The sequence below is a fragment of the Bacteroidia bacterium genome, from assembly GCA_041391665.1.
Lineage (GTDB): Bacteria > Bacteroidota > Bacteroidia > J057 > J057 > JAGQVA01.
On the sequence record JAWKNO010000002.1, the window covers coordinates 2,220,741 to 2,235,947 of the forward strand.

The window sequence follows — 15,207 nt, forward strand, 5'->3', positions numbered from 1 at the left end:
AACCATGTCTCATTCCCTTTCCCTCCCCCTATTTTTCTTGCTGGCGCTCGTTGCCTGCCAGCCAACTCCTTCATCTGTGAGTCTTTTCAACGGCAAAGACCTTACCGGCTGGCATGTGGATGTGCCGGACATGGATAGTCTCGACGTAGAAAATCCTTTTATTGTCAGGGGGGGAATGCTGGTGAGCCTGGGTACGCCCAACGGCCACCTGATCACTGACTCAGTATTTAAAGATTACCGGCTGGAGGTCGAGTACCGTTTTGCAGCAGAACCCGGTAACTGTGGCATACTCGTCCACGCCTCCACGCCTCGCGCGCTGTACAGCATGTTTCCCAAATCTGTGGAGGTGCAGATGTTTCACGAAAACGCCGGAGACTTCTGGTGTATTGTAGAAGATATCAGCGTACCCGATATGGAAGCCCGACGAGGACCAAAGGAAGAGTGGGGAATTACTGAAGGCAAAAAACGACGGATATTAAACCTCACCGACGGATCGGAAAAACCAGTGGGTGAATGGAATGCCATGAAGATCGAATGCCTGGGAACGGATGTCAAAGTTTGGGTAAATGGCGACCTCGTTAACTGGGGGCATGATTGCACCGCCAGCCAGGGGCAAATCGCCTTTCAGGCAGAAGGCTCAGAGGTGGAGGTCAGAAAGATGGTACTTACGCCGATTACGGCGCTGACAGAATAGGAAAATAAATATGAAGTATTTTTGCAAATATTATTAACCATTTTTTGGTAATACGGGAAAATTTAAAGTACTTTCCTGCAATAAAATCCCTCAGTATAACCTATTGCAGTTACATGGAAAACACTTCTAATATTGCCGTATTTATTGATTTTGAAAATTTCCCTTCCGGTGAATTTGACGCAAAAAAAATCATTACAAAACTCAAAGAAAAAGGCAGAATCCTACTGAAAAAAGCCTATGCAGACTGGGGGCGATTTGCAGCAGACAAACGGATCATGCTGGAAAACTCTATAGACCTGATCGAGCTGCCCAGCCATAAAAACAAAGGCAAAAATTCTTCCGACATCAAACTGGTCGTTGACGCACTGGAAACCGCCTTTACCAAAGACTATATTGATACCTTTGTGGTAGTTTCCGGTGATAGCGATTATACTCCTCTGATCTCCAAATTGCGGGAGCTAAACAAGTATGTTATCGTCATTGGCCATAAAAAAAACATGAGTTCGCTGTTGGCCGGATACTGTGATGAGGTACATTTTTACAGCAATTTTGTCGGTAATGTCACCAGTTCCGGAAATATCGCGGAGCTTGCCCCGGTATTTGACCTGCTTACCCGATCCGTTATCGCGCTCAAAGATACCGGCTCCAATACGCTGGGTTCCAGAGTAAAACAATATATGCGTCAGTTGGATTCTTCTTTTGACGAAAAAAAATATGGGTTCAGTACATTGGGCGAATTTTGGCGGAAAGCTACTGCCGAAAAAATCATCAGTTTTACAGAAACCAATTCCGGGGACTACGAAATTTCTTTATATCAAACAGGAAACCGGGGAGAATATTCCCAACTGGAAACAGACCATAACACACCGATCGACTCACAGGGAAAACCTGATATTCAATATTTTATCTATTGGGCGACTCAGCTTTATCCCGAAGAACAACAGCAAAGGCTGGATATAAATCTCCTGGCCCAGGGAATCAGGCAACTGGACAAAGATTACTCCCTACCCAAATACGGATATTCCAATACGAGTGGATTAAAGGGCATGCTCAAAGACATAGAAAAAAAGGGCATGATCAGACTGTTTGAAGAAAAGAAAACCAACAACACGGATTATTTTATCAAACCATTGGAAAAGCTTGTTGTACAATATGAAAGTTCTACCAAACCCTACAACTTCGAACTCATCAAAGAAATCGTAGACCTCAGCACACAGGTCTCTGTCTATAAAAAATACCTGAGAGAATGCGGGTATAATGCAGATCTTGAGAAAATAGAGGTCATTTTCAGCCAAATCAGCACTTTTCTCTATCAGTTGGAAGAAGGGAAATTTGCTACCATCAACGACATCCTTGCTCACTGTGTACAGTCTTTGCAGGCATTGTACTCGGAGGCGGTCATCCGGGCGGTGTTTAAAACGCTGGCTGAAAGCGGACTGTTTTTGGATGAGGAAAGTTATACGATTGAAGACCTCAACTCCCCTTACCAGGTAGTGAGTGCGGAGCCTGACAATGATATTCAGAGTATGGTCACCATATTTCTGACCAAACAATTGCAGGAGAAATTTGGCGACGACATTGACGCGAGAAAACTCCAGTTTTTATTTTACCGCGAAATTGATTGAACCGTTCATCCGTCTGGATTGCAGATAAACGTCCGGTCTTATGAAGCAGGCAATGATCACCCTCAACCTGACGCTCACAAATGAGCGAATAAAAAGGTTTGCTCATTTGTGATCAACTGCCCGATTTCTTCTAAATTACCACCCGTAATAATTTCAGGATTATATATGGGTAACTTTTGCCCGGACTGTAACTACAAACGACGATGAAACAGATTTTGCTCCTTTCCTCCCCACGGCACAGATATATTCTGTCCGGTATTATGGTGATCCTAATCAGTTGTTTTTTGATTCAGTGTAACAGCCACAAACCCCTGCCTCCCGGTGACCCGGACAATGGCGGGCTGGTTTTGCCCGACGGCTTTGAGGCCGTGGTTGTGATTGACAGCGTGGGTCGCGCCCGCCATCTTGCAGTAAGCGAAAGCGGCGATATCTATGTCAAAATCCGTGTGGGCAAACCCAAGGGCATCGTCGCCCTTCGCGACACCGACAATGACGGCAAAGCGGATGTGGTCGAACCCTTTGAAAATTATCCCGAAACCGGCACCTACGGTACCGGCATGGAGTTGCACAATGGCTATCTCTATTTCAGCACTGCCGGCGAAGTCTATCGCACAAAACTGAAAAAAGGCCAACTGATTCCCGAAGGCGAAGCCGAACTGATCCTGACCGACGACTACAAACATGCCAAATTTGGCTCCGAACATATCGCAAAACCGCTCGCCTTCGACGACGACGGGCATATGTATGTGCCATTTGGTGCGCCTGGCGACATGTGCCAGGTAGAAAACCGTAAACCCGGTTCTCCCGGTCAGGATCCCTGCCCACAACTCGAATTTCACGGCGGCGTATGGCAGTTTGACGCAAACAAACTCAATCAGGTACAGGCCGACGGTGTGCATTATGCGACGGGCATACGGAGTATCGTTGCCATGGATTGGAATCATCAGGCAAATGATTTGTTTGCCCTACAGCATGGACGCGATGACCTGGTACGCACATGGCCGGAATTGTACAACACCTGGCAAAGTGCGCTCCTGCCTTCGGAAGAATTTTTCCGGGTAAAACAGGGATTTGATGGCGGCTGGCCTTATTATTACTACGACGATATGCAGGGTAAAAAGCTGCTGAACCCCGAATACGGTGGCGACGGCAAAAAGGAGGGGAAGGGAGCCGAATACGAACAACCGCTGATCGGTTTTCCTGGCCATTGGGCACCCAACGACCTGTACTTTTACGAAGGCGATCAGTTTCCGGCCCGTTACAAAAACGGCGCATTTATCGCTTTCCATGGATCGACAATTCGCGGCCCCTATCCGCAGGCGGGGTATTTTGTGGCATTTGTTCCGTTTAAAGACGGCGCCCCTTCAGGCCCCTGGGAAGTGTTTGCCGATGGCTTTGCACAGGTAGATACCATTGTCAACACCAGTGATGCTGCTGCCCGTCCGATGGGCATCGCGATGGGACCTGACGGCTCACTATATGTCAGCGAAAGTGAAAAAGGAAAGATTTGGCGCATTATGTATAAAGGCGACAAGGCCAGCTTTGGTGAAACGCAGCTGGCAAAAATGGAGGAACGCAAAAACCTCCCCCATATCAAAACGCCCGACATTGTCAAAGATAACTTAGACAAAGGAAGAGCAAAAGCCGGAGCAAAATTGTATGCTACCTATTGCAGCGCCTGCCATCAGCCAAACGGAAAAGGAGACGGAAACCGTTTTCCGCCTTTATTGGGCTCCGAATGGATAACCGGAGATATACACAAAACGATTGAAGTCGTACTCAACGGCCTCGAAGGGCCCATCACCGTCAACGGACAAGCCTACGATGGAATCATGCCGGCAAATAACTTCCTCAAAGATGAAGAAATTGCCCAAATCCTCACTTATGTACGGCAAGAGTTTGGCGAAGGTGCCGATGGCATTCAGGCTTTTGAAGTTCGGGTCGTGAGGAATATCCTTCGCAGACGGCAGGAAAAAGCTGAAAACGGCGGCGGGGAATAAAACGAAACGAGGATGGGAAGTGGCAAAACAGGATTTATCTTTATTCCTGCAAAATACTCCCCTACCCCTCAAATCCGCTCTTCATACAAATACCCTCCCAACCAGATTCGGAGCATTCCATGGGAAGTTTCCCTCCTCCGAAAAAAATAGTATTGGGTGTTGTTTTTCAGGCGAATGGTAAAATATGCCCCCAGATATCCTGCTTCATTTTCCAGGTGATAATACAGTACTCTTCCATTGGGGAAATTGGTGCTGTCTTTATACATATAGGCAGTATCAAACTTTAAAATCACGGAATCAGACTGATGGATCACTTCGAAAGTTGGGGAAAGGGTATCTGTTGGCTTTTGCAGAAACCGGGCAACATCTGCAATGCCATACCCCAGCTCGTAGTCGTAATAAGGATAAAAATGTCCCGAACGGCACAGTAAATCAAATATTTCCCGCTGGGTTTTTTCCGGATACCGTTGAATCATACAGGCTGCCACACCCGCAACCAAGGGAGTAGAAAAAGAAGTTCCGGCATTCTCTCCGTACTTAAATTTTTTGATGGCCGTGAGCGTGAACCCCGGAGCAGAAAGATCAGGTTTGCGCTGGTTTAGTGCGTTTGGACCAAAGGATGAAAAGGGATTGCGCATCGGTAACACGGGAAGAGAACCACCTACAGACAAAACCCCGGGCACATCAGCCGGAGCACCCATATACCGCCATTTTTCGTCGCCCTCATTGCCCATAGAACAAATAACCAGCATACCTTTTTGCACGGCAATGGCGGCGGCCCGGCTCACAGGTGCCGTTTTCCCGTCCATATCTGCATAGGTATATCGTTTGTCGGTATAGGTTACCGACGAGCTGATCATGTCAGCGCCCATTTTGTCAGCCCATTCTGCTGCGGCAATCCAGTTATCTTCTTCGGCAGCAAGTTCTTTAGTCTCATGTTCTACCCGGGCGAGTAAAAACTCAGCGTCCATCGCCGCTCCAAGCGGACGGCCTTCATACATTCCGGCAATACAGCTCAACACCTGCATGCCGTGCAGAGAATGTGCATAGACATTATCGTCTCCATCATAAAAGTCTTTGGTAGCAACAATTTGATTGTATTTTCTGGCTCTGTCTATTGCAGGGTGAATGTCAGCATCGTCAAAGCCCGCATCCAGAATAGCGATTCTCACCCCTTTGCCCGTCAGATTGCTGTCCAGCAACATATCTAAGTGCATTTGACCGCGAACCAGCGACAAAAGCGTATCCAGCCGATCGGTAGTACTTACCGGAAAAGATGCCAACTGTGCTTCTGATGAAAATGCTTCCACACTTTTTACATAAGGGAGGTTGCTGACCTTTTGGATTTGCGCCTCTGTCGCCTCCACAGAAACTGCATTCAGCCATCGAAGGGAATGTCGCACGTTCATTACCTGTTCTCCTACTTCGCAGCGATAATCATCACTGACCGGAAAGTCGGTTTCTGAGATCAGGGGCAATCCGTTTTTGATTCGACGCATCAGTGCGTTGGGGTGAAATTCGGCGCGCACATCTTCAAATGAAACCGCAGGCTTATCTTTGAAATAAACAAAGTAATTTGCCTGTCCAAAAGTCAATGCAGGAAAAAACAACAGTGCGAGTACAATCTGTGGGAAAATTTTCATAAAAATCATCAGTTTCTGAGAAATTCATTATACTGAATCATGAACGAAATGCAAATAAAATTTATGCGGGAAGCCATCAGGCTATCAGAGGAGAGTGTAAAAAATGGCGGCGGCCCGTTTGGTGCGGTAGTAGTAAAAAACGGGCAAATCATCGCCCGGGGAAATAACCGTGTGACGCAGAATTTTGACCCTACGGCACATGCCGAGGTTGTGGCGATTCGCGAAGCCTGTAAAGAACTTCACGCCTTCCAGTTGGAGGGTTGCGAAATTTATACCAGTTGTGAGCCTTGTCCGATGTGTCTGGGTGCCATCTATTGGGCGAGGCCTGCCCGCGTATTTTTTGGCAATAACCAGACCGATGCAGCCCGTATTGGTTTTGATGACAGTTTTATTTACAGAGAAATCGCAGCGCCCCTACCCGACAGAAAAATCCCCATGCTCCAGCTACTTCCCGAAGAAGCGATTACAGCTTTCCGGATGTGGGAAAACAAAACTGACAAAACGGAATATTGAAAGATAGCGTTTCGAAGGCCACCAGCCAAAAGCTAACAGCCAACAGCCAAAAGCCAAAAGCTAACAGCCAATGAAAACCCCAAACACCCGAAACAACTTATTCATTCATTTACTTCTCACTTTTGACTTCTAAAATCTGCCTACTGACTTCCACGAAGGATCCCTTCAGCTACAAGCAAATCTTCAGGGGTGGTGATTTTGATATTGTCATAGGAACCGGGACAAATGGCCACGGTTTTTCCCGTAAGTTCGTACAGGCTGGCGTCATCGGTAAAATTTCCTTCAGCGGCGCGATTGCGGTAGCAATCCAGAATTTCTTTCAGCTTGAAAGTCTGCGGCGTTTGCACTTCCAGAAAACGGGCGCGGTCCACCGCCCGGCTTTGTCCGTCGTCTCCGATCTCGCGGATGGAGGCTTTTACCGGTACACATACGACAGATGCTCCGTGTACCGCAGCCAGCTCAAATGCTGTGGTCAGCATATCGTTGGTTACAAAGGGTCGTACGCCGTCGTGGATTCCCACAAGGGCATCTTCGGACTCTCCGACTCGCGCAGTCAGTTTTTCCAGTCCATTGTGAACAGATTCCGTGCGGGTTTTCCCGCCCTTGCTGAGCGTGATCTGTGCGCGCTGTGAAGGTGTGAGAAATTCTGCTGCTAATTTTTCCCAAAAACTAAACTGGTCTTCGGGAAGAACCAGCCCTACAGGAAGACGATTTTCCCACAGGAAAAAACGGCGTAAGGTATGTATCAGGACAGGAACTCCTGCCAACGGCAGAAATTGTTTGGGAATGTCTGCGCCCATACGCATCCCACTCCCTCCCGCAACGATCAAAACACATTTTTTCATCGTCCTGAGTAAGCCTTATACCTGAAAACCTTCAGACCCGCAGCACTAAAGAATCAGGAGTGCGTCGCCGTAGCTGTAAAACTTATACTTTTCTTTTACCGCTGTTTCATAACATTCCATCATAAATTCATAGCCCATAAAAGCTGAAACCATCATCAGGAGAGTTGACTTCGGGCGGTGGAAGTTGGTGAGGAATGCATTGGCGATATTGAAATCGTAGGGAGGATAGATAAACTTATCCGTCCAGCCATCGGCGGGATTCAGCATACGACCTGCGGAAACCGCAGATTCGAGGGCCCGCATGACAGAAGTTCCCACGGCGAGTACTCTTTTTTTGCTGGTTTTCGCCTCATTTACAAGCATACGCGCTTCATTGGGAATCACAAAATATTCGGAGTCCATACGGTGTTTGGAAAGATCTTCCACTTCTACCGGATTGAAAGCGCCGATTCCCACATGAAGGGTGAGGGCAGCCTGCTCAACGCCGTTGAGTTCAAAACGCTTGAGCAATTCACGGGTAAAGTGCAGGCCGGCGGTAGGAGCGGCGACGGCTCCGACATTTTTGGCAAAAACGGTTTGGTAATTTTCCCGGTCCTTAGCCTCTACATTGCGCACATCGCTGATATAGGGAGGAATAGGCGTTTTGCCGAGTTTATCTATGAGTTGATGAAGTTCTTCATTTTCTCCGTCGTAAAGGAAACGAATGGTACGGCCACGGGAGGTAGTATTATCTACCACTTCAGCTACCAGATCATTTTCACCAAAGAAGAGTTTATTTCCTACCCTGATTTTCCGGGCAGGTTCAACGAGCACATCCCATAGTTTCTGGCGGGCATTGAGCTCACGAAGAAGGAAAACCTCAATTTTGGCACCGGTTTTTTCCTTTTTGCCGATTAGCCGGGCAGGAAATACTTTGGTGTCATTTAAGACCATCACATCTCCTTCAACAAAATATTCGAGAATGTCCGAAAATTTCCGATGTTCTATTTTCCCGGTATCGCGGTGAGCAACCATCAGACGGCAGGAATCGCGGGGATCTGCGGGGTGAAGAGCGGTTAAATTTTCAGGGATTTCGAAGTTAAAGGCCGATAGTTTCATTGCCATTTTCAGCGGGATCTAAGGGTTTGATAAAACGAACCGCAAAAATAGCTTCCCGGGAGTAGATAATCAAGGGATTTTTCTGCCCAACGGGTACGAAATTTCTACCGTTCTCCCGGATTTTCAGACAGATAGAGAAAAATCAGTAGGAAGAGCCATGGAAAATATGCATTTTAAGGTAATCTTAATATGTAGGTCCAACCTCCACGCAGCACCATTTGACCCGTGCATTACCGTCCTGGTCGCTATTTTGTCAGCGGATAATGCGTATTTTTTTTCGCACGATCAGACCTTCCGATTTTATGGATAGTATGTAAATCCCTTCCGGAAGAAGATTGACTCTGATGCCTCTCTCCATCAGGTATTCCATTTGCCGGAGCACTAATCTTCCGCTCATATCAAAGATATTGATTTCGGATTCGGGAGAAATTTCGTTTTGCACAAACAGAAAATCATAGGCAGGATTGGGATAAATCACGAGTTCTGTACTGCCTCCGACAATCCGCGGAGGGGAGAGAATATCCTCTGTACAATTATTTAGTTTGTCTGCGAGATCATCCAGATCCACAGAATTTATCCCATCGGAGAAAAGTCCCTTTAATTTGTCTCCACTTTGCACCATAGGCCGGGCAAATGGATCAAAACCCTGAAATCTACTGTAGCTATTCCGGTAATCGCCAGAGGTTTCCCAGCTAATTTCCGGCGTAACGATTTGTTCCATCACCAGAAGAATCGTCTGTCCGACCTCCCCTACATGATCGGTAGAATAGCTGATGATGATTCCGTTACAATCCACATCTTCCCGATCCCAGAGAATCACCTCGCTGCGGGTCTCACTGCCGCGATACACTTCATATAACTCAAGCCGCAGACCGTGGTCGATTCTTTTGACGATTTTGCCACGGGCAATGGTATATTCGGGGTTCCAGTTGGCAAACTGACAAAATGAAATATCCTGTACAGCAAAGGAACAGGCGATTGCAGTAGGCACTGCGGCCAAAAAGATCATCAGAAAGGGTAAAATTCTTTTCATTCCATTGTTTTTCCTTCTGACGATTAAAGTAAAAGATATGCTGCATGGGGAAGAAAATCGTAGCCCCCCATTGTATTCGAGAGGGCCGAAGTAGTGTTTTGAGGTAAAAAAAAAGGATGCGATATGTCGCGTATTATTCAAAGCTAAGAAAAAGGAAATGAGAGTCAATCGTCAATTTTTAATTGGCAGTGATTTTTGGGGTGGGAATGTCAGAAAGCGAATATCTGTGAATTCCTAGTGTGGCATAATGTTTTCGTCTTTTCACCGAATTTATCTTTTGACTTAACTTATATCCTTCTAACTTTGCGCGAAATTTAGCGCAAATGCCTTTAGATCCTTCCATAAAATCCGTGCTGATCATAGGCAGCGGACCCATCATCATCGGGCAAGCCTGTGAGTTTGACTATAGTGGTTCCCAGGCTGCCCTGGCACTCAAAGAAGAAGGGATTCGTGTTGCCCTTATCAATTCCAACCCGGCAACGATTATGACAGACCCGGTTACGGCAGACGATATTTATCTGCTGCCACTGGAAGTCGAATCAATAGAAAAAATCCTCAATAAACAGAAGATTGACGCCGTTCTCCCCACTATGGGCGGACAAACAGCGCTCAACCTGGCTGTGGAATGCGAAAAGGCCGGAATTTGGCAAAAGTATCAGGTCAGGATTATTGGTGCAGATATCAAAGCTATAGATAAAGCAGAGGACCGTGAATTGTTTCGCAAGCTGATGCACGAAATAGGCATTCCGGTACCAACGGCTGAAACAGCCAATTCTTTTCTGAAAGGCAAAGAAATCGCTCAGCGCATTGGTTTTCCGCTGGTAATCAGACCTTCCTATACCCTCGGTGGTACGGGCGGGGCTTTTGTGCATGAGGCAAAAGACTATGATTTGCTGCTAAAACGAGGCCTTCAGGCGAGTCCGATTCACGAAGTACTGGTTGAGCAAAGCATATTTGGATGGAAGGAATACGAGTTGGAAGTCATGCGCGACCGTGCGGGCAATAAAATTGTGATTTGTACCATCGAAAACTTTGATCCGATGGGCATTCACACCGGCGATTCCATCACTGTCGCTCCGGCCATGACCCTGCCCGATACGATCTACCAGAAGATGCGAAACTATGCCTTCCGCGTACTGGAAGAACTCGGCACATTTGCCGGTGGGTGTAACGTGCAGTTTGCCACAAACCCCGAAAACGGTGATATCATCATCATCGAAATCAATCCGCGGGTATCGCGCTCCTCTGCCCTGGCCTCCAAGGCTACCGGATATCCGATCGCACGCCTCGCCGCCAAACTTGCGGTAGGTTACCGCCTCGACGAACTGCCCAACCAGATTACCAAACATACTTCCGCCTTCTTCGAACCTTCGCTTGACTATGTTATTGTTAAAATTCCCCGCTGGAATTTTGACAAGTTTCATGGCTCCGACCCTTTGCTGGGCCTTCAGATGAAAGCGGTTGGAGAAGTCATGGCCATAGGACGGAGCTTCAACGAAGCGCTCCAGAAAGCCTGCCAGTCCCTTGAGATCGGACGCAATGGCATGGGGGCAGATGGCAAAGAACTTCGCGACCTCGAACGCATCATGGACAGCCTCCGCCGGCCTTCCGGTGACCGCTTGTTCCATATTAAAGATGCTATGCATCTCGGTGTGCCGCTGAAAGACATATTCGAAGCTACCAAAATAGATGTCTGGTTCCTGCGCCAGATCGAATATCTCGTTACCCTTGAAAAGGAGATTTCCCGGTTTACAATCGACGAAATGCCCCGTGATCTCCTGCTCGAAGCCAAGAAAAATGGCTATGCAGACAGGCAAATCGCCCACCTGGTCAATTGCCTGGAAAGTGAAGTTTACAACAAACGCGCAGAACTTAAAGTAAAACGGGTGTTCAAACTCGTTGATACCTGCGCAGCAGAGTTTAAGGCAGAAACCCCTTATTACTACTCCACATTTGATGAGGAGAATGAATCGGTTGTTACTGACAAGAAAAAAGTAGTTGTATTTGGCTCAGGCCCCAACCGTATCGGACAGGGAATTGAGTTTGACTACTGTTGTGTACATGGGGTGCTTGCCGCAAGAGAAGAGGGTTTTGAAACAGTCATGATCAACTGTAACCCGGAAACGGTTTCCACAGACTTCAATATCTCTGATAAACTTTATTTTGAGCCGGTATTCTGGGAGCATATCTACGATATAATTCAGCATGAAAAACCCGAAGGGGTGATCGTGCAGCTCGGTGGTCAGACTGCGCTGAAGCTGGCCGACAAGATGCACCGGCATGGCATTCAGATTATGGGAACCAGCTTCGATATGATGGATATGGCAGAAGACCGGGGAAGGTTTTCGGATCTGCTCAAAAAACTGGAAATCCCCTACCCCAATTTTGGCGTAGCTGAAAATGCAGATGAAGCGATCGAAATTGCCAGGCGGGTGGGTTACCCGGTCCTGGTAAGGCCTTCTTATGTATTGGGGGGACAGAATATGCGGATCGTCATCAACGACGATGAGCTTACCCGGCATGTGATCAAAATCATGAATGAAGTGCCTGGCAATAAGGTACTGATTGACCACTTCCTCGATGGGGGTATTGAAGCCGAAGCCGACGCCATTTGCGATGGTGAAGACATCCATATCATCGGGATGATGGAGCATATCGAACCTGCCGGTATACACTCCGGCGATTCAATGGCCGTATTGCCGCCGTTTCACCTCAGCGAAAAAATACAGCAGGAAATGGCCGAAACCTGCAAAAAACTCGCCATTTCCATGCAGATCAAGGGCTTGATCAATATTCAGTTTGCCATTAAAGATGACAAAGTATATGTGATCGAAGCCAACCCACGCGCTTCCCGCACCGTGCCATTTATTGCGAAAGCAAATCAGATCCCTTATGTTAACTACGCGACAAAGATCATGCTGGGCACGCATAAGGTAAAAGACTTCAAGTTTAAGCCAAAACTGAAAGGGTTTGCCATCAAGGTTCCGGTATTTTCCTTTGACAAATTCCCGAATGTGGACAAAGCGCTCGGGCCTGAAATGAAATCTACGGGCGAAAAAATCTACTTCATCAATGATTTGAAGGATCCATTTTTCGTCAAGGCTTACAATGAGCGGAATATGTATCTGTCGCGGTAACGGGTAAATTTCCCGTTACTATTTTCTTTTCAGGATAAATACCTGCGGTTCCGAAAGGTTTTGTCTGTACTGCCAGGCGCGGTTATCGATGTCGCTGTCGGCATCCGGGAGAATCGTTTCTGCGCCGGTACGCGGATTAATCTGGCGTACTGAATATTTTTCGCCGGGAGCCAGCTTCACCCGGCAGTGTTGTACACGGGTATAGATCAGATATTCATCGCCAGGATTAGCCAGGCATAAGTTGCCAAAGCTTACCAGATCATTGGCGGGTTGCAATTGCCAGTAGCTGGTTTTTTCAAAGATATTTTTCATTATCTGATAGTACCGGAGCATGGTCATTTTTTCATTACCCCGGCCATTGATCCAGCCACCCCCGGTGTCTTCCCCGGCACCTGTGCCGTATCGGGCCGATTCACCTGTAGTCTGATAGGCACCGGCCATACAGATTTCCCATGCCAGCTGACTGCGATTGAGCGCAGACCGACCGTCGGGCGGAATTTTAGCAGCCGTAGGGCCACATCCCCAGGGAGAATAATGATCTTCATAGCCATACTCTTCGTTGACTGTAGGCAGAATACGCCCTGTAGCTGCCTGTATCGCTTTGGCGTCCATGATAAAAGGATACCCCCCGCATTCGTCCCAACTCTGATACATGATTACATCCACCCATGAAGAAAGGCGAAAAGGAAAATCGGCTTTGCCATGTACGGATATCAGATGATGGTAGGGGTCTTTATTTTTTAAATAACTCCCCATTTTCTCTGCCCATTCGGGTGTTCGGAAAAGATGATATTCGTTGGCAATGTCCCACATAATATTTTCATACGCCGAATAACGGGCTGCAGCATACGCGTAATACAGTTGCTCGTACTTGTCGCCCATATTCTCTTTTTTAAAAGGATCGCACCCATGGTCAAGTCCATCCACATAAAAAATAATGGAAACGACAATTCCTTTTTCTCTTGCATGAGCAATTGCTCTGTCGAGCTTCTGCCAATGAGAGATATTCATTCGGCTCACATCAAAACCGGGATCGTCCAGATCATCGGGGCGTGCAGCCAGCCAGGGGTTAAGTTTGAAGGTAAAGTTTTCGGACTCCACAACCGTGGGTTCACTCCAGCGTTCACCACTATGCGCCCTTCCATTGATGGCCACACGAATACGATTGATATCATATGAGGCAAGCCGGTCGATCGCGTCAGTGATAATTTTTTCATCCTTCCATCCCAGCAGCCAATAGGTCGTGGTGCTATTCCAGAAATAGTGGTCACCTGATTTTTCATAGACAAAATGCTCAGGGTATTGTGAATCCAACCGGATTGGCCCCTTTCGTGAGGAGGGCATTGCAGTCAGATCACCGGAGAATGTGCGGGAATAACGCGGAGCCGTAAAGCGGATTACATAGTGATAAGTCCCCGTTTGAGAAGGCATAAATCGCAGTCGGAAAAGGTCGCCAGACTGAGAATCACAAAACCCTTCGACACGGATGGTATCCTGATTTTCCTGCCAAAACAAGCCTGTAATCTGGATATCCGTGAAGGGGTTGATTCGGGAGTCGGGTCGCTTTATTTGTATGAGAGCCTCCGCAAAATCAAAGACACCTAATGTATCCGTATTCCAGCCAAAGGATACGTGCTGAGCCTGCACGATCGGGGTGGTAACTATAAAAAGTAGCAGCAGTAATTGTCTTCGCATAAGAAAAAAATGAATATTTCATTAACCGGGCCTGATGTCATGTGCCAGCCTGTGCCACAAGTTTAGTTTTTTTTCAAAAAATATTTTTAAAAAAATACAACACAGGGAAATGGCCCTATGAACACAAAGCCTTGTTTATCATCCACTTACAAAACAAACTGATCGATTTTTTTTCTCTGAGCGAGAAATATCACCCCTTCTCCTGATAAAAGTCACCGCTATCGCTGACCAATAGCTATTCCGACGCCACAAATCTGCTCTACCTTAGCATCATCAAACAACAAGAGAAGAAGACAACAATCTAACTCTCACAAAGTATTGAAAAATGAAACGATTCACTTCCATAACCCTCCTGCTCATAGGTTTTCTGATGCAGACAACTTTTGCCCAGACAACTTTCAAAGCAAGTGAAAATTCAGAAGTCAAAATCAATGGCACTTCTACCCTTCACGACTGGCATGCCAATGTAAAGGAAACCAAAGCTGACGGTGTATTTGTAGTCGCTGATAATGGCCTCACTGCGCTGACCTCACTGAAGGTTTCGATGAAAGTCGAAAGCATTGATACCGGTGAAAAAATGATGGACCGCAACACTTACAAAGCACTCAAATCAGAATCAAACCCATATATCACTTACAAACTTAAAGAAGTCAAAACAATCACCCCAACTTCAGGTGGCTATTCACTCAACACCGTCGGAACCCTGACAATTGCCGGTGTAACCAAAACAGTCAATATGCTGGTAAAAGCAAAAACAAATGCCGACGGATCTCTCACCTTCACAGGTAGCCACAAACTTGACATGATCGAATATCAAATAGAGCCTCCCGTAGCAGTTTTCGGCACAATTAAAACCGGAAAAGATGTTACCATAGAATTTACACTCACTATGAATCAAATCCATTCCTGATCACTCACTGATCG

Annotated in this window: 11 protein-coding genes; 6 read left to right on the forward strand and 5 right to left on the reverse strand. The window is 46.9% G+C overall.

Annotated features, from left to right (window positions below; all coding sequences use genetic code 11):
• Positions 1 to 4: 4 nt before the first annotated feature.
• The 3 genes from R3D00_20505 (at position 5) to R3D00_20515 (ending at position 4,319) form a co-directional block, all read left to right on the forward strand.
• On the forward strand, positions 5 to 694 hold the full coding sequence (locus R3D00_20505) for a DUF1080 domain-containing protein (GenBank protein MEZ4775579.1): 690 nt from the start codon (positions 5 to 7) through the stop codon (positions 692 to 694).
• Positions 695 to 807: 113 nt separating this feature from the next.
• Positions 808 to 2,319, forward strand: a complete 1,512-nt coding sequence (locus R3D00_20510) for an NYN domain-containing protein (protein MEZ4775580.1) — start codon at positions 808 to 810, stop codon at positions 2,317 to 2,319.
• A 260-nt stretch (positions 2,320 to 2,579) separates the two neighbouring features.
• Entirely contained in the window at positions 2,580 to 4,319 is a 1,740-nt protein-coding gene (locus tag R3D00_20515; GenBank protein ID MEZ4775581.1) for a PQQ-dependent sugar dehydrogenase, read from the forward strand.
• A 68-nt stretch (positions 4,320 to 4,387) separates the two neighbouring features.
• Here the strand turns inward: R3D00_20515 and R3D00_20520 are convergent, their stop codons facing one another.
• Positions 4,388 to 5,962, reverse strand: a complete 1,575-nt coding sequence (locus R3D00_20520) for a S8 family serine peptidase (GenBank protein ID MEZ4775582.1) — start codon at positions 5,960 to 5,962, stop codon at positions 4,388 to 4,390.
• Positions 5,963 to 6,001: 39 nt separating this feature from the next.
• Here R3D00_20520 and R3D00_20525 point away from each other — a divergent pair, with 39 nt between their 5' ends.
• Positions 6,002 to 6,475, forward strand: a complete 474-nt coding sequence (locus R3D00_20525; protein ID MEZ4775583.1) for a nucleoside deaminase — start codon at positions 6,002 to 6,004, stop codon at positions 6,473 to 6,475.
• Positions 6,476 to 6,615: 140 nt separating this feature from the next.
• On the opposite strand, the gene R3D00_20530 is transcribed toward R3D00_20525, so the two are convergent.
• The 3 genes from R3D00_20530 to R3D00_20540 form a co-directional block, all read right to left on the reverse strand.
• Positions 6,616 to 7,320 (reverse strand): 2-C-methyl-D-erythritol 4-phosphate cytidylyltransferase, encoded by a 705-nt coding sequence (locus tag R3D00_20530; GenBank protein MEZ4775584.1) that lies wholly within the window; start codon positions 7,318 to 7,320, stop codon positions 6,616 to 6,618.
• 45 nt (positions 7,321 to 7,365) lie between these two features.
• Positions 7,366 to 8,418 (reverse strand): tRNA preQ1(34) S-adenosylmethionine ribosyltransferase-isomerase QueA, encoded by a 1,053-nt coding sequence (gene queA / locus R3D00_20535; protein MEZ4775585.1) that lies wholly within the window; start codon positions 8,416 to 8,418, stop codon positions 7,366 to 7,368.
• A 253-nt stretch (positions 8,419 to 8,671) separates the two neighbouring features.
• The gene (locus tag R3D00_20540) at positions 8,672 to 9,451 is read right to left on the reverse strand and encodes a T9SS type A sorting domain-containing protein (GenBank protein ID MEZ4775586.1); all 780 of its coding nucleotides are present in this window, start codon (positions 9,449 to 9,451) and stop codon (positions 8,672 to 8,674) included.
• A gap of 323 nt (positions 9,452 to 9,774) precedes the next feature.
• Here R3D00_20540 and carB point away from each other — a divergent pair, with 323 nt between their 5' ends.
• Positions 9,775 to 12,588 carry a carbamoyl-phosphate synthase large subunit gene (gene carB, locus R3D00_20545; protein MEZ4775587.1) on the forward strand — a complete coding sequence of 938 codons (2,814 nt, stop codon included), beginning with the start codon at positions 9,775 to 9,777 and terminating at the stop codon, positions 12,586 to 12,588.
• Between the two features lie 18 nt (positions 12,589 to 12,606).
• Here the strand turns inward: carB and R3D00_20550 are convergent, their stop codons facing one another.
• The gene (locus tag R3D00_20550) at positions 12,607 to 14,283 is read right to left on the reverse strand and encodes a DUF5060 domain-containing protein (protein ID MEZ4775588.1); all 1,677 of its coding nucleotides are present in this window, start codon (positions 14,281 to 14,283) and stop codon (positions 12,607 to 12,609) included.
• Between the two features lie 325 nt (positions 14,284 to 14,608).
• Here R3D00_20550 and R3D00_20555 point away from each other — a divergent pair, with 325 nt between their 5' ends.
• The gene (locus R3D00_20555; protein MEZ4775589.1) at positions 14,609 to 15,193 is read left to right on the forward strand and encodes a YceI family protein; all 585 of its coding nucleotides are present in this window, start codon (positions 14,609 to 14,611) and stop codon (positions 15,191 to 15,193) included.
• Positions 15,194 to 15,207 lie beyond the last annotated feature (14 nt).